Source organism: Enterobacter cloacae complex sp. 309I3 (assembly GCF_050031595.1).
GTDB lineage: Bacteria > Pseudomonadota > Gammaproteobacteria > Enterobacterales > Enterobacteriaceae > Enterobacter > Enterobacter cloacae.
Genome location: NZ_JBLGWI010000001.1, coordinates 757,928 through 776,661 on the forward strand (window position 1 = coordinate 757,928; position 18,734 = coordinate 776,661).

The 18,734-nt window shown below is 53.7% G+C and carries 17 protein-coding genes; 12 read left to right on the plus strand and 5 right to left on the minus strand.

The window, feature by feature from the left end; translation table 11 throughout:
* Window positions 1-210: 210 nt before the first annotated feature.
* Window positions 211-363, plus strand: coding sequence for a Hok/Gef family protein (locus ACQG22_RS03600; protein WP_010427008.1), 153 nt, complete (start codon window positions 211-213; stop codon window positions 361-363).
* Window positions 364-454: 91 nt separating this feature from the next.
* Here ACQG22_RS03600 and leuD read toward each other — a convergent pair whose 3' ends face one another.
* The 5 genes from leuD to leuL all read right to left on the minus strand — a co-directional run bounded on the left by leuD (window position 455) and on the right by leuL (window position 5,314).
* On the minus strand, window positions 455-1,060 hold the full coding sequence (leuD, locus tag ACQG22_RS03605) for a 3-isopropylmalate dehydratase small subunit (protein WP_013095559.1): 606 nt from the start codon (window positions 1,058-1,060) through the stop codon (window positions 455-457).
* 10 nt (window positions 1,061-1,070) lie between these two features.
* On the minus strand, window positions 1,071-2,471 hold the full coding sequence (gene leuC, locus ACQG22_RS03610) for a 3-isopropylmalate dehydratase large subunit (protein ID WP_045292743.1): 1,401 nt from the start codon (window positions 2,469-2,471) through the stop codon (window positions 1,071-1,073).
* A 2-nt stretch (window positions 2,472-2,473) separates the two neighbouring features.
* Window positions 2,474-3,565, minus strand: coding sequence for a 3-isopropylmalate dehydrogenase (gene leuB, locus ACQG22_RS03615; RefSeq protein ID WP_013095561.1), 1,092 nt, complete (start codon window positions 3,563-3,565; stop codon window positions 2,474-2,476).
* The gene (gene leuA / locus ACQG22_RS03620; protein ID WP_013095562.1) at window positions 3,565-5,136 is read right to left on the minus strand and encodes a 2-isopropylmalate synthase; all 1,572 of its coding nucleotides are present in this window, start codon (window positions 5,134-5,136) and stop codon (window positions 3,565-3,567) included. Before leuA ends, leuB begins: the two co-directional genes overlap by 1 nt.
* A gap of 91 nt (window positions 5,137-5,227) precedes the next feature.
* The gene (gene leuL / locus ACQG22_RS03625) at window positions 5,228-5,314 is read right to left on the minus strand and encodes a leu operon leader peptide (protein ID WP_071830037.1); all 87 of its coding nucleotides are present in this window, start codon (window positions 5,312-5,314) and stop codon (window positions 5,228-5,230) included.
* Between the two features lie 636 nt (window positions 5,315-5,950).
* On the opposite strand from leuL, the gene leuO reads away from it, so the two are divergent.
* The 11 genes from leuO to mraY all read left to right on the plus strand — a co-directional run bounded on the left by leuO (window position 5,951) and on the right by mraY (window position 18,732).
* Window positions 5,951-6,895: a transcriptional regulator LeuO gene (leuO, locus tag ACQG22_RS03630; protein ID WP_013095563.1), complete on the plus strand. Its 945-nt coding sequence runs from the start codon at window positions 5,951-5,953 to the stop codon at window positions 6,893-6,895.
* Between the two features lie 379 nt (window positions 6,896-7,274).
* Window positions 7,275-8,999, plus strand: coding sequence for an acetolactate synthase 3 large subunit (gene ilvI, locus ACQG22_RS03635; protein ID WP_102752746.1), 1,725 nt, complete (start codon window positions 7,275-7,277; stop codon window positions 8,997-8,999).
* A gap of 1 nt (window position 9,000) precedes the next feature.
* Window positions 9,001-9,492, plus strand: coding sequence for an acetolactate synthase small subunit (gene ilvN, locus ACQG22_RS03640; protein ID WP_008501994.1), 492 nt, complete (start codon window positions 9,001-9,003; stop codon window positions 9,490-9,492).
* A gap of 179 nt (window positions 9,493-9,671) precedes the next feature.
* Entirely contained in the window at window positions 9,672-10,676 is a 1,005-nt protein-coding gene (gene cra, locus ACQG22_RS03645) for a catabolite repressor/activator (protein WP_013095565.1), read from the plus strand.
* A gap of 604 nt (window positions 10,677-11,280) precedes the next feature.
* Window positions 11,281-11,739 (plus strand): division/cell wall cluster transcriptional repressor MraZ, encoded by a 459-nt coding sequence (gene mraZ, locus ACQG22_RS03650; protein WP_014830641.1) that lies wholly within the window; start codon window positions 11,281-11,283, stop codon window positions 11,737-11,739.
* A gap of 2 nt (window positions 11,740-11,741) precedes the next feature.
* Window positions 11,742-12,683 (plus strand): 16S rRNA (cytosine(1402)-N(4))-methyltransferase RsmH, encoded by a 942-nt coding sequence (gene rsmH, locus ACQG22_RS03655; protein WP_013095568.1) that lies wholly within the window; start codon window positions 11,742-11,744, stop codon window positions 12,681-12,683.
* Entirely contained in the window at window positions 12,680-13,045 is a 366-nt protein-coding gene (gene ftsL / locus ACQG22_RS03660; RefSeq protein WP_008501989.1) for a cell division protein FtsL, read from the plus strand. Before rsmH ends, ftsL begins: the two co-directional genes overlap by 4 nt.
* A gap of 15 nt (window positions 13,046-13,060) precedes the next feature.
* A complete protein-coding gene (locus tag ACQG22_RS03665; RefSeq protein WP_023620014.1) occupies window positions 13,061-14,827 on the plus strand; it encodes a peptidoglycan glycosyltransferase FtsI in 1,767 nt (588 codons plus the stop codon).
* The gene (murE, locus tag ACQG22_RS03670) at window positions 14,814-16,301 is read left to right on the plus strand and encodes a UDP-N-acetylmuramoyl-L-alanyl-D-glutamate--2,6-diaminopimelate ligase (RefSeq protein ID WP_013095570.1); all 1,488 of its coding nucleotides are present in this window, start codon (window positions 14,814-14,816) and stop codon (window positions 16,299-16,301) included. Before ACQG22_RS03665 ends, murE begins: the two co-directional genes overlap by 14 nt.
* Window positions 16,298-17,656 (plus strand): UDP-N-acetylmuramoyl-tripeptide--D-alanyl-D-alanine ligase, encoded by a 1,359-nt coding sequence (gene murF, locus ACQG22_RS03675; RefSeq protein WP_020688495.1) that lies wholly within the window; start codon window positions 16,298-16,300, stop codon window positions 17,654-17,656. The genes murE and murF overlap by 4 nt, the downstream gene beginning before the upstream one ends.
* Window positions 17,650-18,732, plus strand: a complete 1,083-nt coding sequence (mraY, locus tag ACQG22_RS03680; RefSeq protein WP_008501985.1) for a phospho-N-acetylmuramoyl-pentapeptide-transferase — start codon at window positions 17,650-17,652, stop codon at window positions 18,730-18,732. The genes murF and mraY overlap by 7 nt, the downstream gene beginning before the upstream one ends.
* The last annotated feature ends 2 nt before the right edge of the window (window positions 18,733-18,734 follow it).

Sequence of the window (18,734 nt, forward strand, 5' to 3'; positions counted from 1 at the left end):
AAGGCGCCTTCACGAAATGAAACCATTTTCTGACAGAGTTTAAGAAGACACATAGAATGCGTGGCGGGTGCTTGAGGCTGTTTGCCTCAGGCTTTCGCAAGAGGCAAACAGTGGAGAGTCCCACATCAAAAAACTGATGGGGAGACCAACTTCACAACCAACATTGCGAGGTTAGTCTCTTCATTGCCGAAAAGCAATAAGGAGGCTGGAATGCCAAAACGTACTCTGCTGTTAGGTTTGTTTCTGATCTGTACAACGCTGTTGATCTTCACCTGGATGGTGCGTGATTCACTGTGTGAACTGCATTTCAGACAGGAGAAAACAGAGCTGGCAGCAGTGTTGGCTTACGAAGCAAAACGTTAGCGGTATGGGCGGGGAAAGTTCCCCGCCCCTCCAGAGTGGTTGAGCCTCAACGCACCCTTATCAATGGCCCGCATCGTGCGGGCCATTGCCTTTAGCCCATAAACGCAGGCTGTTTTTTCTCGTATGCGGAGATGGCGTCTTCATGCTGAAGCGTCAGGCCAATGCTGTCCAGACCGTTCAGCATGCAGTGGCGACGGAAGGCATCGATGCTGAAGCTGTAGGTCTTATCCCCGGCTTTCACCACTTCCGCTTCCAGATCCACTTCAAACGACATGCCCGGATTTGCCTTAACCAGCGCGAACAATTCATCCACTTGCTCGTCACTCAGCGTCACCGGCAGCAGCTGGTTGTTGAAGCTGTTGCCGTAGAAGATATCTGCAAAGCTCGGGGCGATCACCACTTTAAAGCCGTAATCGGTCAGCGCCCATGGCGCGTGCTCGCGTGAGGAGCCGCAGCCAAAGTTTTCCCGTGCCAGCAGAATGGAGGCGCCTTTATATTCCGGGAAATTCAGCACAAATTCCGGGTCAGGTACCTGACCTTTATCATCCAGAAAACGCCAGTCGTTAAACAGATGAGCACCAAATCCGGTGCGGGTGACCTTCTGCAAAAATTGCTTCGGGATGATCGCATCGGTATCGACGTTAGCGGCGTCCAGAGGGACAACCCGGCCTGTATGTTGGGTAAATTTCTCTGCCATGATTGTCTCCTTATTTCAGGCTGCGAATATCGGCGAAATGGCCGGTAACTGCCGCAGCGGCGGCCATCGCCGGGCTGACCAGGTGGGTGCGTCCACCGCGGCCCTGACGACCTTCAAAGTTACGGTTACTGGTGGAGGCACAACGTTCGCCCGGATTCAGGCGGTCATTGTTCATGGCCAGACACATGGAGCAACCAGGCAAGCGCCACTCGAAGCCTGCTTCGATAAAGATCTTATCCAGGCCTTCGGCTTCCGCCTGCGCTTTTACCGGGCCGGAGCCTGGCACAACCAGCGCCTGCACGCCGGGTGCCACTTTACGGCCTTTGGCGATCTCCGCCGCAGCGCGTAAATCTTCGATACGCGAGTTGGTGCAGGAGCCAATAAAGACTTTGTCGATGGTCACATCGGTCAACGGCACACCGGGTTTGAGACCCATATACGCCAGCGCTTTTTCGGCACTGGCGCGTTCGACCGGATCGGTAAATGAGGCCGGATCGGGAATAGTGTCATTCACGGAAATGACCTGACCCGGATTGGTTCCCCAGGTCACCTGCGGGGCAATCTCCTCCGCCTGCAAGGTAACAACGGTGTCAAAAACCGCGTCATCATCGGTTTTCAGGGTTTTCCAGTACGCGACGGCGTCAGCGTAATCCTGATCTTTTGGCGCGTGCAGACGCCCTTTTACATAGTTGAAGGTGGTTTCATCCGGCGCCACCAGGCCTGCTTTGGCCCCCATCTCGATGGCCATATTGCACAGAGTCATACGACCTTCCATGCTCAGCGCCTGAATAGCGTCACCGCAGAACTCAACTACGTGCCCGGTGCCGCCGGCACTGCCCGTTTTACCGATGATGGCCAGCACGATGTCTTTCGCGGTGATCCCCGGCGCGGCTTTGCCTTTCACTTCAATCTTCATGGTTTTGGCTCGGCCCTGTTTCAGGGTCTGCGTAGCCAGAACATGCTCAACTTCAGAGGTGCCAATACCGAACGCCAGTGCACCAAACGCGCCGTGCGTTGCGGTATGGGAGTCGCCGCAGACGATGGTCATGCCGGGCAGGGTGATCCCTTGCTCAGGTCCCATCACGTGAACGATACCCTGATACGGATGGTTCAGATCGTAGAGCTCGACGCCAAACTCGTTACAGTTCTTGATCAACTCTTGCATCTGGATACGCGCCATTTCGCCCGACGCATTGATATCTTTGGTCTGGGTGGAAACGTTGTGATCCATTGTCGCGAAGGTTTTACCCGGCTGACGTACCGGGCGTTTGTGCGCACGCAACCCATCAAATGCCTGTGGGGAGGTCACTTCGTGTACCAGATGCCTGTCGATATAGAGCAGTGGGGTTTCGTTTGGTGCCTCATAGACAACGTGTGCATCAAACAATTTTTCATATAACGTCTTCGCCATGATTACACCCCTTCAGCGACATAGCGGGCAATGATGTCGCCCATTTCATCGGTACTGACTGCCGCCGTGCCGCGTGCTAAATCACCGGTACGGACGCCTTCTTCTAACGCGCGATTAATGGCGTTCTCAATTGCGGTTGCCGCATCGCCTGCATCCAGGCTGTAGCGCAGCAGCAGAGCCAGGGAGAGGATCTGCGCAATCGGGTTAGCGATGTTTTTACCTGCGATATCCGGCGCGGAGCCGCCAGCAGGCTCGTACAGGCCAAAGCCTTCTTCGTTCAGGCTCGCTGACGGCAGCATGCCCATGGAGCCGGTGATCATCGCGCACTCATCCGAGAGGATATCGCCGAACAGGTTGGAGCACAGCAGCACGTCAAACTGGGACGGATCTTTAATCAGCTGCATTGTCGCGTTATCGATGTACATATGCGACAGCTCAACGTCAGGATAATGCTTAGCAACTTCGCTGACGATCTCACGCCATAAGATGGAAGACTGCAGCACATTCGCTTTGTCGATAGAGGTCACTTTATGGCGGCGTTTGCGTGCAGACTCAAAAGCGATATGGGCGATACGTTCAATTTCGAAACGGTGATAGACCTCGGTGTCGAACGCTTTTTCATGCTGGCCGCTGCCTTCACGGCCTTTTGGCTGACCGAAATAGATCCCGCCGGTCAGCTCACGCACGCACAGAATGTCGAAGCCGTTAGCGGCGATATCCGCGCGCAGCGGGCAGAACTCTTCCAGACCCTGATACAGCTTTGCCGGACGCAGGTTACTGAACAGCTTGAAATGTTTACGCAGCGGCAGCAACGCGCCGCGCTCTGGCTGCTCTGCGGGTGGCAGGTGTTCCCATTTCGGGCCACCCACGGAACCAAACAGGACGGCATCGGCGTTCTCGCAGCCCTCTACCGTTGCTTTTGGCAGCGGCGTACCGTGATTATCGATAGCAATACCGCCCACGTCGTAGTGGCTGGTGGTAATTTTCATCGCAAAACGCGAGCGAACGGCTTCCAGTACTTTCAGCGCCTGTGCCATCACTTCCGGGCCAATACCGTCACCCGGCAACACAGCAATATGGTAATTCTTCGACATTACACGGTTTCCTTGTTGTTCTCTTTATTCTGAGCTTTGCGTTGCAACTCTTTTTCGACTTCAGCGGCGCGCCAGATATTGTTCAGGACATGCACCATTGCTTTCGCAGAGGATTCGACGATATCGGTCGCCAGACCCACGCCGTGGAAGCGACGGCCGTTATAATTGACCACGATATCCACCTGACCGAGTGCATCTTTGCCATGGCCTTTGGCCGTCAGGTCATATTTGACCAGCTCCACGTCGTATTCGGTGACGCGGTTAATCGCCTGGTAGATAGCATCGACAGGACCATTGCCGTTTGCCGCTTCCGCTTTTATCTCATCCCCGCAGGCCAGCTTGATGGATGCCGTGGCGATATCGCTGGAGCCGGACTGCACGCTGAAGTAATCCAGACGGAAATGCTCTGGCTCTTCCTGCTGCTTATTAATGAAGGCCAGTGCTTCCAGGTCATAGTCGAACACCTGACCTTTTTTGTCGGCCAGCTTCAGGAACGCGTCGTACAGCTGATCCATGTTGTAATCGCTGTCCTTGTAACCCATCTCTTCCATACGATGTTTCACTGCCGCACGGCCGGAGCGGGAGGTCAGATTCAACTGAACCTGGTTCAGACCGATCGATTCCGGGGTCATGATTTCGTAGTTTTCGCGGTTTTTCAGTACGCCATCCTGGTGGATACCGGAAGAGTGCGCGAATGCGCCGGTACCGACAATCGCCTTGTTGGCGGGGATCGGCATGTTGCAAATCTGGCTGACGGTCTGGCTGGTACGCCAGATTTCATTGTGATTGATGCGGGTGTGCACGTTCATGATGTCTTTGCGCACTTTGATCGCCATGATCACTTCTTCCAGGGAACAGTTGCCTGCGCGTTCCCCGATACCGTTCATCGCACCTTCTACCTGACGGGCACCGGCGTGAACAGCGGCGATGGCGTTGCCGACGGCCAGGCCTAAATCGTCGTGGGTATGAACTGAGATAATTGCCTTATCAATGTTTGGTACACGATCATACAAGCCAGTAATGATGTTGGAGAACTCAAACGGCATGGTGTAGCCGACGGTGTCCGGGATGTTGATGGTTTTGGCCCCGGCATTAATGGCGGCTTCCACCACGCGTGCCAGATCCTCAATTGGCGTGCGGCCTGCGTCTTCACATGAGAATTCAACATCATCCGTGTAGTTGCGCGCGCGTTTGACCATGTAGACCGCGCGCTCAATCACCTCGTCGAGGGTGCTGCGCAACTTGGTGGCAATATGCATGGGAGAGGTGGCAATAAAAGTATGAATACGGAATGCTTCAGCCACTTTCAGTGACTCGGCGGCAACGTCGATATCTTTCTCAACGCAGCGTGCCAGGCCACAGACGCGGCTGTTTTTGATGGTACGGGCGATGGTCTGTACCGATTCGAAATCACCCGGAGAAGAGACCGGGAAACCCACCTCCATCACGTCGACACCCATACGTTCGAGAGCCAGCGCAATCTGCAGCTTCTCTTTCACACTCAGGCTCGCCTGTAATGCCTGTTCACCGTCACGTAAAGTGGTATCAAAAATAATGACTTGCTGGCTCATGGGTTAGGTCCTTGTCAGTCTTAGGGCGCCTTGCTACGAGCATAAAAAAACCCGCGCAGTGGCGCGGGTTTTTAGTCTTACTGGTGACGATTCAACGCTGAATTTCGCCCGCCAGTCTACCGCGCACAGAAGATGCGTTTAGTAGTAGTAGACCGGTGAAACGAATGGTGCGAATCATGAATCGTGCTCCGTTAAATTCAATATGCTTTTAGTGGTACTGGATATGGGGGGGGATGTCAACCCCTGACAACAAAAACGACCCCGATCGCACGATGTTCCAGAGAATTTTATTTAGCTAATTGTGCTGGTTTTTATCTTTCATGCCTTTTGAAAAGTCTATTTTTGGACTGGAGATTCATCTCCGGAACGATTTAAATATAATTAGTATCAATTCAACATACGTCTGTAATGGATGAGCCCTGAGAAGAATTGTTTTTAATTTCATTGATTTATTAGTGCTGCAAATAAAAATGCAGTAAATAAAGCGTGAGCAATGATGCGAGTTTGTTAATTGTTTGGCATGGCTCACGTGAATAGTTTAATAATACTTAAGTTATCATTAACCGAAGGGCGATTGTGTATTTGTCTTGATTATGGTTTCATGCAAACCATAATGTCATTGATATCATTTATGCGGAATTTCATCTCACCATCAATGACCTGGGCGAAGTCACCCTTTTGATGATGCGCTCTTTATATTTTCCGAATTTTAAACAATTCTCTTTCGCTGGTTGTATCTGCATGGTAAATCATATTTTTCGAAATTATTACTGTAATTTGGCAAAGGGAGTTTAGCGTGACAGTGGAGCCAGGAGTGCCAGAAAATAATATTAATCAACCTCAGGGTTATAATGGGGTTAAACCTCAGTTACGCACCGTGGATCTCAATCTGTTGACCGTGTTTGACGCGGTGATGCAGGAACAGAATATCACGCGGGCAGCGCAGTCTCTGGGGATGTCGCAGCCTGCCGTCAGCAATGCGGTATCCCGGCTTAAAGTGATGTTTAATGACGAATTGTTTGTTCGTTATGGCAGAGGGATTCAACCCACGGCGCGTGCATTTCAGCTGTTTGGCTCTATCCGCCAGGCGTTACAGTTGGTGCAAAATGAGCTGCCGGGATCGGGTTTTGAGCCCTTAAGCAGTGAGCGTGTTTTCCATCTTTGTGTATGTAGCCCGTTAGATAATTATTTGACGTCCGTGATCTACAATAAAGTCGAAGAAATTGCGCCCAATATTCAACTGGTATTTAAATCTTCTCTTAATCAGAACACAGAACATCAGCTTCGATATCAGGAAACAGAATTCGTTCTGGGATACGAAGAGTTCCGTCGTCCGGAATTTTCCTGTGTACCGCTGTTTAAAGATGAAATGGTACTGGTCGCCAGCAAAAAACATCCACGAATGAATATGCCGCTGCGCGAAAGTGATGTTTATAACGAGCAGCACGCTGTTGTTGCCCTCGACCGATACGCCTCATTTAGTCTGCCGTGGTATGACACTGCGGATAAACAGGCGAGCGTGGCTTATCAGGGAATGGCCATGGTCAGCGTCTTAAATGTGGTTTCCCAGACCCATCTGGTCGCTATCGCCCCGCGTTGGCTGGCGGAGGAGTTTTCGGAACCCTTAAATCTGCAAATTCTGCCGTTGCCGCTCAAGCTCAATAGCCGTACCTGTTATCTTTCCTGGCATGAAGCCGCAGGCCGGGATAAAGGCCATCAGTGGATGGAAGAATTGCTTATTAGCATTTGCCGCCGATAAGCGCGTCAGGATAAATCACATCGGCGCGTGTGGTTTATCCTGCATATTTTTTCATTTTCGGTATTTTGTGCTGTTGTTATTTTTTCTGGCTGCTGCCAGCCTCGCAAAAATAGATGATTTCCTGAAAGGTTGCGCTTTTCAGCGATGATTTATCACCTCACGAACGAATCACAGTGGAATTAACCATATCCTCCCTGTAACGCTGCTTTTTGTGCTTCTGACCCCGTTTGCCGCGTCCTGTTTGCTAATTGCCTGCCTCAAAACGAGCGGTTAAGGTAACGATCACTCTGCAATATATAAGATTGGTTCATCACGATCGTAAGACGGTGTGGAAATGAATTCTGCAGTTCGTCTATAACAAAATGCCTGGAGGCAAAGCATGGAGATGTTGTCTGGCGCGGAAATGGTCGTCCGATCGTTAATCGATCAGGGCGTGAAGCAGGTGTTCGGCTACCCTGGAGGCGCAGTTCTGGATATTTATGATGCGCTTCATACGGTAGGCGGCATTGACCATGTTTTGGTGCGCCACGAGCAGGCGGCAGTGCACATGGCTGACGGGTTGGCGCGTGCGACGGGTGAAGTGGGCGTGGTATTGGTCACCTCCGGCCCCGGCGCGACGAATGCAATTACCGGCATTGCGACAGCCTATATGGACTCCATCCCGCTGGTCATTCTATCCGGGCAGGTCGCAACGTCACTGATTGGCTACGATGCATTTCAGGAGTGCGACATGGTGGGGATTTCACGCCCCGTTGTGAAGCACAGTTTCCTGGTGAAGCAAACTGAAGACATTCCCGGCGTACTGAAAAAAGCCTTCTGGCTGGCAGCCAGTGGGCGTCCTGGTCCTGTGGTGGTCGATCTGCCAAAAGATATTCTTAACCCGGCAAACAAGCTGCCGTATGTCTGGCCGGAAACGGTAAGCATGCGCTCCTACAACCCAACGACACAGGGCCACAAAGGCCAGATCAAACGTGCGTTACACACGCTTCTGGCTGCGAAAAAGCCGGTGGTCTATGTCGGCGGCGGCGCGGTTAACTCAGCCTGTGAAATGCAACTGCGTGAGCTGATCGAAAAATTGAATCTTCCTGTCGCCTCGTCACTGATGGGACTGGGCGCCTTCCCGGCAACGCACCGCCAGGCTCTGGGTATGTTGGGCATGCACGGTACCTATGAAGCCAACATGACGATGCATCATTCGGATGTGATCTTTGCCGTTGGCGTGCGCTTTGACGATCGCACGACCAACAATCTGGCGAAGTACTGCCCGAACGCCACCGTGCTGCATATTGATATCGATCCTACGTCTATTTCGAAAACGGTGCCGGCGGATGTGCCGATCGTTGGGGATGCGCGACAGGTTCTGGAGCAAATGCTGGATCTGCTATCGCAGGAAACCCCTTCACAACCGTTGGATGAGATCCGCGACTGGTGGCAACAGATCGAGTTGTGGCGAGCACGTCAGTGTCTGAAATACGATACCCAAAGCGAAAACATTAAGCCGCAGGCGGTGATCGAAACCCTCTGGCGTCTGACGAAAGGTGAAGCCTATGTCACCTCAGATGTAGGTCAGCATCAGATGTTTGCCGCGCTTTATTATCCGTTTGATAAACCACGTCACTGGATCAACTCTGGTGGTCTGGGGACAATGGGCTTTGGGTTACCTGCCGCACTGGGGGTGAAGCTTGCGCTGCCGAATGAAACCGTCGTTTGCGTGACAGGAGACGGCAGCATTCAGATGAATATCCAGGAACTCTCCACCGCGTTGCAATATGAACTGCCGGTTCTGGTTCTGAACCTGAATAACGGTTATCTCGGTATGGTGAAGCAGTGGCAGGATATGATCTACTCTGGACGCCATTCTCACTCCTACATGAAATCGCTGCCGGATTTTGTTCGTCTGGCCGAAGCCTATGGTCATGTCGGGATGCGGGTGACCGAGCCGGCAGAGCTGGAAGCGAAACTTGCTGAAGCGCTTGAACACGTCAAAAATAACCGCCTTGTTTTCATGGATGTCATTGTTGATGGCACAGAGCACGTTTATCCGATGCATATTCGCGGTGGTGGTATGGACGAAATGTGGTTAAGTAAAACGGAGAGAACCTGATATGCGCCGGATATTATCTGTATTACTGGAAAACGAGTCTGGTGCACTGTCACGCGTTATTGGACTCTTTGCACAACGCGGCTACAACATTGAGAGCCTGACCGTTGCCCCTACCGAGGATCCTACGCTGTCGCGCATGACGATTCAGACCGTCGGCGACGCCAAGGTGCTTGAGCAGATCGAGAAACAGTTACACAAACTTGTCGATGTTCTGCGCGTGAGCGAACTGGGGCAGGGGGCCTATGTAGAACGTGAGGTCATGCTGGTGAAAATTCAGGCCAGTGGTTATGGCCGTGAAGAGGTTAAACGCAACGCGGATATCTTCCGTGGGCAGATTATTGACGTTACCCCTTCTTTATATACGGTTCAGCTGGTGGGAACGAGTGACAAGCTGGACGCATTCCTTGCGTCCGTGAGGGATGTGGCAAAAATTGTTGAGGTTGCGCGGTCGGGCGTTGTCGGCCTTTCGCGCGGCGAGAAAATCATGCGTTAGCAGACAATAAGGTTCGCCTCTTTCAGCCCGGTCACCAAAGCCGGGCTTTTTTTTGCGTAATACGCCGATAACACAGATAAAAGCGGTTGCCGCGAAAGCTATTCTGCGTTTAGATGTTAAAAGATTTAACCATAACCTTGACAGGGCCATGGACTCTTTTCTTTTTTTAAGGGGCAATTGTGAAACTGGATGAAATCGCCCGGCTAGCCGGCGTGTCACGAACTACGGCCAGCTATGTGATTAACGGTAAAGCAAAGCAGTACCGTGTCAGCGACAAAACCGTTGAGAAAGTCATGGCGGTGGTTCGTGAGCACAACTACCACCCGAATGCTGTCGCAGCGGGCTTACGTGCCGGGCGCACCCGATCGATTGGTCTGGTGATCCCCGATCTGGAAAACACCAGCTACACCCGCATCGCTAACTATCTTGAACGTCAGGCTCGCCAGCGTGGCTATCAGCTCCTGATTGCCTGCTCTGAAGATCAGCCTGATAACGAAATGCGCTGTATTGAGCATCTGCTCCAGCGTCAGGTTGATGCGATCATCGTTTCGACCTCCTTGCCACCTGAGCATCCCTTCTATCAACGCTGGGCGAACGATCCGTTCCCAATCGTTGCACTGGATCGCGCCCTGGACAGAGAGCATTTTACCAGTGTCGTTGGTGCCGATCAGGATGACGCGGAAATGCTGGCCGCGGAGCTGAGAACCTTCCCGGCTGAAACCGTGCTCTATCTTGGGGCGTTGCCTGAGCTCTCTGTGAGTTTCCTGCGTGAGCAAGGCTTCAGAACGGCGTGGAAAGACGACCCGCGCGAGGTTCACTACCTTTATGCCAACAGTTATGAACGCGAAGCCGCTGCGCAGCTGTTCGAGAAATGGCTGGAGACGCACCCGATGCCTCAGGCGCTGTTCACCACTTCATTTGCGTTGCTGCAGGGGGTGATGGATGTCACTTTGCGTCGGGATGGTAAGCTGCCTTCCGATCTCGCTATCGCCACCTTCGGTGATAACGAACTGCTCGACTTCCTGCAATGTCCGGTCCTGGCCGTCGCGCAGCGCCATCGTGATGTGGCGGAGCGCGTGCTGGAGATCGTTCTCGCGAGCCTTGATGAACCACGTAAACCGAAGCCGGGGCTGACGCGCATCAAACGTAATCTCTACCGTCGCGGAATTTTAAGCCGCCATTAATGAAATGAGAGGGGGATAGCGAAAATTGCCCCCTCTTTTTTCTGGATAATTCTGTCAAATAATTCCCGGAGAAAAATTAGGACGATTCCTTAGGAATCAGAACCTGCTATTTTTTTATTCTTTCAGGCTTTTTAAAATGCCTTTGAAAGAACATTTATACGATTTATAAAGCCTGTCTTTGTATTGTTTTGTTACAAAGCTGCCCGGTCGATGAATATTCAGACGTTTTTCCCCTGCTCCAGCGTGCTTGCCTGCCAGTCGGTTCGTTCATTGCGCATTGTGGTGAATGTGGCGCTGTTATCCCCTGTGAATATGTCTTAAAATGCTGCCCGCGTCGCAAACTGACACTTTATATTTCGATGCGATGATATTGAGTGAGCCTTAACGCTAGTGTGCATATTCGGTTTTTTTCTTACAAATATTCATAACGTTAATTTTGCCTCGCCAGTTGTGCAGTTATTAACCAGGACTGTTTATCTCTGTAAATAGAGCCCTTTCGGGTTCGTATAGAGAGAGTCCTGGCTTGACAAGCTTTTCCCTCGCTCCGTAAACTCCTTTAGGTGGGAATTTGTGGGTTAAAGTGGTGAGGAGGGGTGAGACTGGCATGTTCCGTGGAGCAACGTTAGTCAATCTCGACAGTAAGGGGCGTTTATCGGTACCAACCCGATACCGCGACCAGCTGATCGAGAACGCTTCGGGTCAACTGGTTTGCACCATTGACATCAACTCCCCCTGCCTGCTGCTTTACCCTTTACCTGAATGGGAAATTATTGAGCAAAAGCTGTCGCGACTGTCGAGCATGAACCCACAGGAACGCCGCGTGCAGCGGTTGTTATTGGGGCATGCCAGTGAGTGTCAGATGGATAGTGCAGGGCGATTACTGATTGCGCCTGTGCTGCGGCAGCATGCCGGTCTGACCAAAGAAGTGATGCTGGTCGGTCAGTTCAACAAGTTTGAACTGTGGGACGAAACGACCTGGTATCAACAGGTCAAGGAAGATATCGACGCTGAGCAGTCTGATTCCGCTACCTTGTCGGAACGGCTGCAGGACTTGTCTCTATAAATATGATGGAAAATTATAAACATACAACGGTGTTGCTGGATGAGGCCGTCAACGGCCTGAATATTCGTCCGGACGGCATCTACATTGATGGCACTTTTGGTCGCGGTGGCCACTCGCGTTTGATCCTCTCCCAGCTTGGAGCGGAAGGACGTCTGCTGGCAATTGATCGCGATCCGCAGGCGATTGCTGTTGCGCAAACCATCGATGACCCACGCTTTTCCATCGTGCATGGACCTTTCTCTGCGCTGGCGGATTACGTAGCTGAGCGCGGCCTGACGGGCAAGATCGACGGGATTCTTCTCGATCTTGGCGTCTCTTCACCCCAACTTGATGATGCTGAACGCGGCTTCTCCTTTATGCGCGACGGCCCGCTGGACATGCGCATGGATCCCACGCGCGGTCAGTCTGCCGCCGAGTGGTTACAGACCGCAGATGAAGCCGATATCGCCTGGGTGATCAAAACCTTTGGCGAAGAACGTTTTGGCAAGCGCATCGCGCGCGCCATTGTTGAGCGCAATCGTATTGAGCCGATGACCCGCACGAAAGAGCTGGCCGAGGTGATTGCGGCGGCAACACCGGTGAAGGATAAACACAAACACCCCGCGACCCGTACCTTCCAGGCGGTTCGCATCTGGGTAAACAGTGAACTGGAGGAAATAGAGCTGGCGCTAAAAAGCTCGCTCGACGTGCTGGCCCCGGGAGGGCGGTTGTCCATCATCAGCTTCCATTCGCTGGAGGACCGTATTGTGAAACGCTTTATGCGTGAACAAAGCCGCGGTCCACAGGTGCCAGCAGGGCTGCCGATGACGGAAGAACAACTCAGGAAGCTGGGGGGCCGTCAGTTGCGAGCATTAGGCAAGTTGATGCCGGGCGAAGAAGAGGTGGCAGAGAATCCACGCGCCCGTAGTTCAGTGCTGCGTATTGCAGAGAGGACGAACGCATGATCGGCAGAGTGACAGAGACCCTAAGCAAAGTTAAGGATTCGTTAGGAAGCAACGAGCGCCATGCCTTGCCTGGCGTGATCGGCGACGATCTTTTGCGGTTTGGGAAGCTGCCACTCTGCTTGTTCATTTGCATCATTGTGACGGCAGTAACGGTGGTGACGACAGCCCACCACACACGTTTATTGACTGCGCAACGCGAGCAGATGGTACTGGAACGCGATGCGCTGGATATTGAATGGCGAAACCTGATCCTTGAAGAAAACGCCCTCGGCGATCACAGCCGGGTCGAGCGGATCGCAACAGAAAAGCTGCAATTGCAGCATGTTGATCCTTCCCAGGAAAATATCGTAGTACAAAAATAAGGGAAAACGCGACGCATGAGAGCAGCGGCAAAAACGCTAAAACCAAAACGTCAGGAAGAACAGGCCAACTTTATCAGTTGGCGTTTTGCGTTGCTTTGCGGCTGCATTTTACTCGCGCTGGGCTTCCTGCTGGGACGTGTGGCGTGGCTACAAATCATCGCGCCTGACATGCTGGTGCGCCAGGGCGATATGCGCTCTCTGCGCGTACAGGAAGTCTCCACATCTCGCGGGATGATCACCGATCGTTCCGGTCGTCCGCTGGCCGTGAGCGTACCGGTGAAGGCGATCTGGGCCGATCCGAAAGAGCTGCACGATGCCGGTGGTATCACGCTCGACAACCGCTGGAAAGCGCTGTCTGACGCCCTGAAAATGCCGCTGGATCAGCTTGCCTCCCGCGTTAATGCCAACCCGAAAGGGCGCTTTATCTATCTGGCGCGTCAGGTTAACCCTGACATGGCCGATTACATCAGAAAACTGAAGCTCCCGGGTATCCATCTGCGAGAAGAGTCTCGCCGTTACTATCCTTCCGGCGAAGTAACCGCTCACCTCATTGGCTTTACCAACGTCGACAGCCAGGGGATTGAAGGGGTTGAAAAAAGTTTCGATAAGTGGCTTACCGGCCAGCCGGGTGAGCGAATCGTGCGTAAAGACCGCTATGGTCGCGTGATTGAAGATATCTCTTCCACAGACAGCCAGGCCGCGCATAACCTGGCGTTGAGCATTGATGAACGCCTGCAGGCGCTGGTGTATCGCGAACTGAACAATGCCGTGGCCTTTAACAAGGCGGAGTCGGGCAGCGCCGTGCTGGTGGATGTCAGCACTGGTGAAGTGCTGGCGATGGCCAACAGCCCGTCCTACAACCCGAACAACTTTACCGGTACCGCCAAAGATGCAATGCGTAACCGGGCCATTACCGACGTGTTCGAACCTGGCTCCACGGTGAAGCCGATGGTGGTGATGACGGCGCTGCAACGCGGCATCGTCAATGAGAACACGGTTCTGAACACGATCCCTTACCGAATCAACGGCCACGAGATTAAAGACGTGGCGCGCTACAGCGAATTGACCCTGACCGGGGTATTACAGAAGTCGAGTAACGTCGGTGTTTCAAAGCTGGCGTTAGCGATGCCGTCCTCAGCGTTAGTAGAGACTTACTCACGTTTTGGGCTAGGAAAGGCGACCAATTTGGGGTTGGTCGGAGAACGCAGTGGCTTATATCCTCAAAAACAACGGTGGTCTGACATAGAGAGGGCCACCTTCTCTTTCGGCTACGGGCTAATGGTAACCCCGTTACAGTTAGCGCGAGTCTACGCAACGATTGGCAGCTATGGCGTCTATCGCCCACTGTCGATTACCAAAGTTGATCCACCGGTTCCGGGCGAGCGTATCTTCCCGGAATCTATCGTTCGTACCGTTGTGCATATGATGGAAAGCGTAGCGCTACCTGGCGGTGGCGGCGTGAAGGCGGCGATCAAAGGCTATCGCATCGCCATTAAAACCGGTACGGCGAAAAAAGTGGGGCCAGACGGCCGCTACATCAACAAATACATTGCCTATACCGCAGGCGTTGCGCCTGCAAGCAATCCGCGTTTTGCGCTGGTGGTCGTCATTAACGATCCACAGGCGGGTAAATACTACGGCGGCGCCGTTTCAGCGCCTGTGTTCGGCGCCATCATGGGCGGCGTATTACGCACCATGAACGTTGAACCGGACGCGCTGGCAACGGGCGAAAAAAGTGAATTTGTAATTAATCAAGGCGAGGGTACAGGTGGCAGATCGTAATTTGCGCGACCTTCTCGCTCCGTGGGTGCCAAACGCACCTGAGCGAGCGCTACGGGAGATGGTACTGGACAGCCGTGTGGCTGCTTCCGGCGATCTTTTTGTGGCTGTAGTTGGTCATCAGGCGGACGGGCGTCGATATATCCCGCAGGCGATTGCGCAAGGTGTAGCTGCCATTATTGCTGAGGCTAAAGATGAGGCAACCGACGGTGAAATCCGTGAAATGCACGGTGTGCCGGTTATCTACCTTAGCCAGTTGAATGAGCGACTCTCCGCACTGGCGGGACGTTTTTATAACGAGCCTTCAGACCAGCTGCGTCTGGTGGGCGTGACGGGCACTAACGGTAAAACGACGACCACCCAATTGATGGCGCAATGGGCGCAACTGCTGGGAGAAACCGGCGCCGTAATGGGCACCGTGGGGAATGGGCTGCTGGGTAAAGTGAGCCCGACGGAAAACACCACCGGCTCCGCGGTTGACGTACAACATGTGATTGCCGGTCTGGCAGGGCAGGGTGCGACCTTTGCCGCGATGGAAGTCTCCTCTCATGGTCTGGTACAGCATCGTGTGGCGGCGTTGAAATTTGCCGCCTCCGTGTTCACGAACCTGAGTCGCGATCATCTTGATTATCATGGTGATATGGAGCATTACGAGGCCGCGAAATGGCTGCTCTTCTCCACGCATCACTATGGACAGGCCATCATCAACGCTGATGACGAAGTGGGGCGCCGCTGGCTTGCGAAGCTGCCGGATGCGGTTGCGGTGTCGATGGAAGACCATATCAATCCGAACTGCCATGGCCGCTGGCTGAAGGCGGTTGAGGTTAATTATCACGACAGCGGCGCGACGATTCGCTTTGCCTCTTCCTGGGGTGAAGGCGAAATTGAAAGCCGCCTGATGGGGGCGTTTAACGTCAGCAACCTCCTGCTGGCGCTGGCAACGCTGCTGGCGTTGGGCTATCCGATGGCCGAACTGCTCAACACCGCAGAGCGTCTGCAGCCCGTCTGTGGCCGTATGGAAGTGTTCAGTGCACCAGGTAAACCGACCGTTGTTGTCGATTATGCCCACACGCCGGATGCGCTGGAAAAAGCGCTTGAAGCGGCACGTCTGCACTGCGCCGGTAAGCTCTGGTGTGTGTTTGGCTGTGGGGGCGATCGCGACAAGGGCAAGCGTCCGTTGATGGGTGCCATCGCCGAACAGTTCGCGGATATTCCGGTTGTGACCGATGACAACCCGCGTACTGAAGAGCCGCGCGCCATTATCAACGATATCCTGGCCGGTATGCTGGACGCAGGACGTGCCCGCGTGGTGGAAGGCCGTGCGGAAGCCGTGACCAACGCCATCATGCAGGCGCAAGAGAACGACGTCGTGCTCCTGGCGGGTAAAGGCCATGAAGATTATCAGATTGTTGGCAATCGTCGACTGGACTATTCGGACCGTGTAACGGCAGCGCGTCTGTTGGGAGTGGTGGCATGATCAGCTTAACGCTCGGCAAGGCGGCAACCCTCCTGCAGGGTACGCTGCATGGTCAGGATCTGACCATCGACGCCGTGACGACAGATACCCGCAAAGTGACCGCCGGGTGCCTGTTTGTGGCGCTGAAGGGCGAACGTTTTGACGCCCACGATTTTGCTGAACAGGCGAAAGAGAATGGTGCGGGTGCGCTGCTGGTGAACCGCAAACTCGATATCGATTTACCGCAGATTGTGGTGAAGGATACGCGCCTTGCCTTCGGTGAGCTGGCAGCATGGGTTCGTCAGCAGGTGCCAGCTCGCGTTGTTGCTCTGACGGGGTCTTCGGGCAAAACGTCAGTAAAAGAGATGACGGCGGCGATCCTCAGTCAGTGCGGTAACACGCTTTACACCGCAGGCAATCTAAATAATGACATCGGCGTGCCGATGACATTGCTTCGCCTCACCAAAGAGCATGACTTTGCGGTGATTGAATTAGGGGCAAACCACCAGGGTGAAATTGCCTGGACGGTCAGCCTGACGCGTCCGGAGGCTGCGCTGGTGAACAACCTGGCCGCCGCGCATCTGGAAGGTTTCGGTTCACTTGAAGGCGTGGCGAAAGCCAAAGGTGAGATCTATACCGGCCTGCCGGATAACGGTATCGCCATTATGAATGCCGATAATAACGACTGGTTGAACTGGCAGAGCATCATCGGTTCACGTAAGACGTGGCGCTTCTCGCCTAATGCGGCAGACAGTGATTTTACCGCGACCCATATCCATGTGACCTCGCATGGTACGGAATTCACGCTCAATACCCCAACGGGAGGCATTGAGGTTCTGCTGCCGCTGCCGGGTCGCCATAACATCGCCAATGCGCTTGCTGCCGCGGCGCTGTCGATGGCCGTCGGCGCGACACATGACGCGATCAAAACTGGCCTTGCGAATTTAAAAGCCGTACCGGGACGTCTGTTCCCAGTCCAGCTTGCAGAAAACAAACTGCTGCTGGATGACTCCTACAACGCGAACGTCGGTTCGATGACGGCAGCCGTACAGGTGTTGTCCGAAATGCCAGGCTATCGCGTGATGGTGGTTGGCGATATGGCCGAGCTGGGCGATGAGAGCGAAGCCTGTCATACCCAGGTGGGTGAAGCCGCGAAAGCGGCCGGGCTGGATTGCGTACTGAGCGCAGGAAAACTGAGCCAGGCGATTAGCCATGCCAGCGGTGTTGGCGAACATTTTGCCGATAAAGCCGCACTGATTGAACGTCTGAAGACGTTGATTGCTGAAAAACAAATTGTGACTGTGTTAGTGAAAGGTTCACGTAGTGCCGCCATGGAAGAGGTAGTGCACGCATTACAGGAGAACGGGACATGTTAGTTTGGCTGGCCGAACATTTGGTCAAATATTACTCAGGCTTTAACGTCTTTTCCTATCTGACGTTTCGCGCCATCGTCAGCCTGCTGACTGCGCTGTTCATCTCGTTGTGGATGGGCCCGCGCATGATTGCCCGTCTGCAAAAACTCTCTTTCGGCCAGGTTGTGCGTAACGATGGTCCGGAATCGCACTTCAGCAAGCGCGGTACGCCAACCATGGGCGGGATTATGATCCTGACCGCGATCGTGGTTTCCGTGCTGCTGTGGGCCTATCCATCCAACCCGTACGTCTGGTGTGTGCTGACTGTGCTGGTGGGCTACGGAATCATTGGATTTGTTGATGATTACCGCAAAGTGGTACGTAAAGACACGAAAGGTCTGATCGCCCGCTGGAAATATTTCTGGATGTCGGTAATTGCGCTGGGCGTGGCCTTCGCGCTGTATCTGGCCGGAAAAGATACTCCCGCTACCGAGCTGGTGGTGCCGTTCTTTAAAGACGTCATGCCGCAACTGGGGCTGTTCTACATTCTGCTGGCGTACTTCGTGATTGTGGGCACCGGTAACGCGGTGAACCTGACCGATGGTCTGGATGGCCTGGCCATTATGCCAACGGTCTTCGTGGCCGCAGGTTTCGCGCTGGTGGCGTGGGCGACCGGCAACATGAACTTTGCCAACTATCTGCACATTCCTTATCTGCGTCACGCGGGCGAGCTGGTGATCGTCTGTACGGCCATTGTCGGGGCGGGGCTGGGCTTCCTGTGGTTCAACACCTATCCGGCCCAGGTCTTTATGGGTGACGTCGGTTCACTGGCTCTGGGCGGCGCGCTGGGCATTATTGCCGTGCTGCTGCGCCAGGAGTTCCTGCTGGTGATCATGGGCGGGGTATTTGTGGTTGAGACCCTGTCGGTGATCCTGCAGGTCGGTTCCTTTAAGCTGCGCGGCCAGCGCATCTTCCGTATGGCACCGATTCACCATCACTATGAACTGAAAGGCTGGCCAGAGCCGCGCGTCATCGTGCGCTTCTGGATTATTTCGCTGATGCTGGTGCTGATTGGCCTGGCAACGCTGAAGGTACGTTAATC

Bases quoted from the DNA above. Each gene is read 5' to 3' on its own strand.
- ACQG22_RS03600 (WP_010427008.1), top strand. From the start codon at position 211: ATGCCAAAACGTACTCTGCTGTTAGGTTTGTTTCTGATCTGTACAACG.
- leuD (WP_013095559.1), bottom strand. From the start codon at position 1,060: ATGGCAGAGAAATTTACCCAACATACAGGCCGGGTTGTCCCTCTGGAC.
- leuC (WP_045292743.1), bottom strand. From the start codon at position 2,471: ATGGCGAAGACGTTATATGAAAAATTGTTTGATGCACACGTTGTCTAT.
- leuB (WP_013095561.1), bottom strand. From the start codon at position 3,565: ATGTCGAAGAATTACCATATTGCTGTGTTGCCGGGTGACGGTATTGGC.
- leuA (WP_013095562.1), bottom strand. From the start codon at position 5,136: ATGAGCCAGCAAGTCATTATTTTTGATACCACTTTACGTGACGGTGAA.
- leuL (WP_071830037.1), bottom strand. From the start codon at position 5,314: ATGATTCGCACCATTCGTTTCACCGGTCTACTACTACTAAACGCATCT.
- ilvI (WP_102752746.1), top strand. From the start codon at position 7,275: ATGGAGATGTTGTCTGGCGCGGAAATGGTCGTCCGATCGTTAATCGAT.
- ilvN (WP_008501994.1), top strand. From the start codon at position 9,001: ATGCGCCGGATATTATCTGTATTACTGGAAAACGAGTCTGGTGCACTG.
- mraZ (WP_014830641.1), top strand. From the start codon at position 11,281: ATGTTCCGTGGAGCAACGTTAGTCAATCTCGACAGTAAGGGGCGTTTA.
- rsmH (WP_013095568.1), top strand. From the start codon at position 11,742: ATGATGGAAAATTATAAACATACAACGGTGTTGCTGGATGAGGCCGTC.
- ftsL (WP_008501989.1), top strand. From the start codon at position 12,680: ATGATCGGCAGAGTGACAGAGACCCTAAGCAAAGTTAAGGATTCGTTA.
- ACQG22_RS03665 (WP_023620014.1), top strand. From the start codon at position 13,061: ATGAGAGCAGCGGCAAAAACGCTAAAACCAAAACGTCAGGAAGAACAG.
- murF (WP_020688495.1), top strand. From the start codon at position 16,298: ATGATCAGCTTAACGCTCGGCAAGGCGGCAACCCTCCTGCAGGGTACG.
- mraY (WP_008501985.1), top strand. From the start codon at position 17,650: ATGTTAGTTTGGCTGGCCGAACATTTGGTCAAATATTACTCAGGCTTT.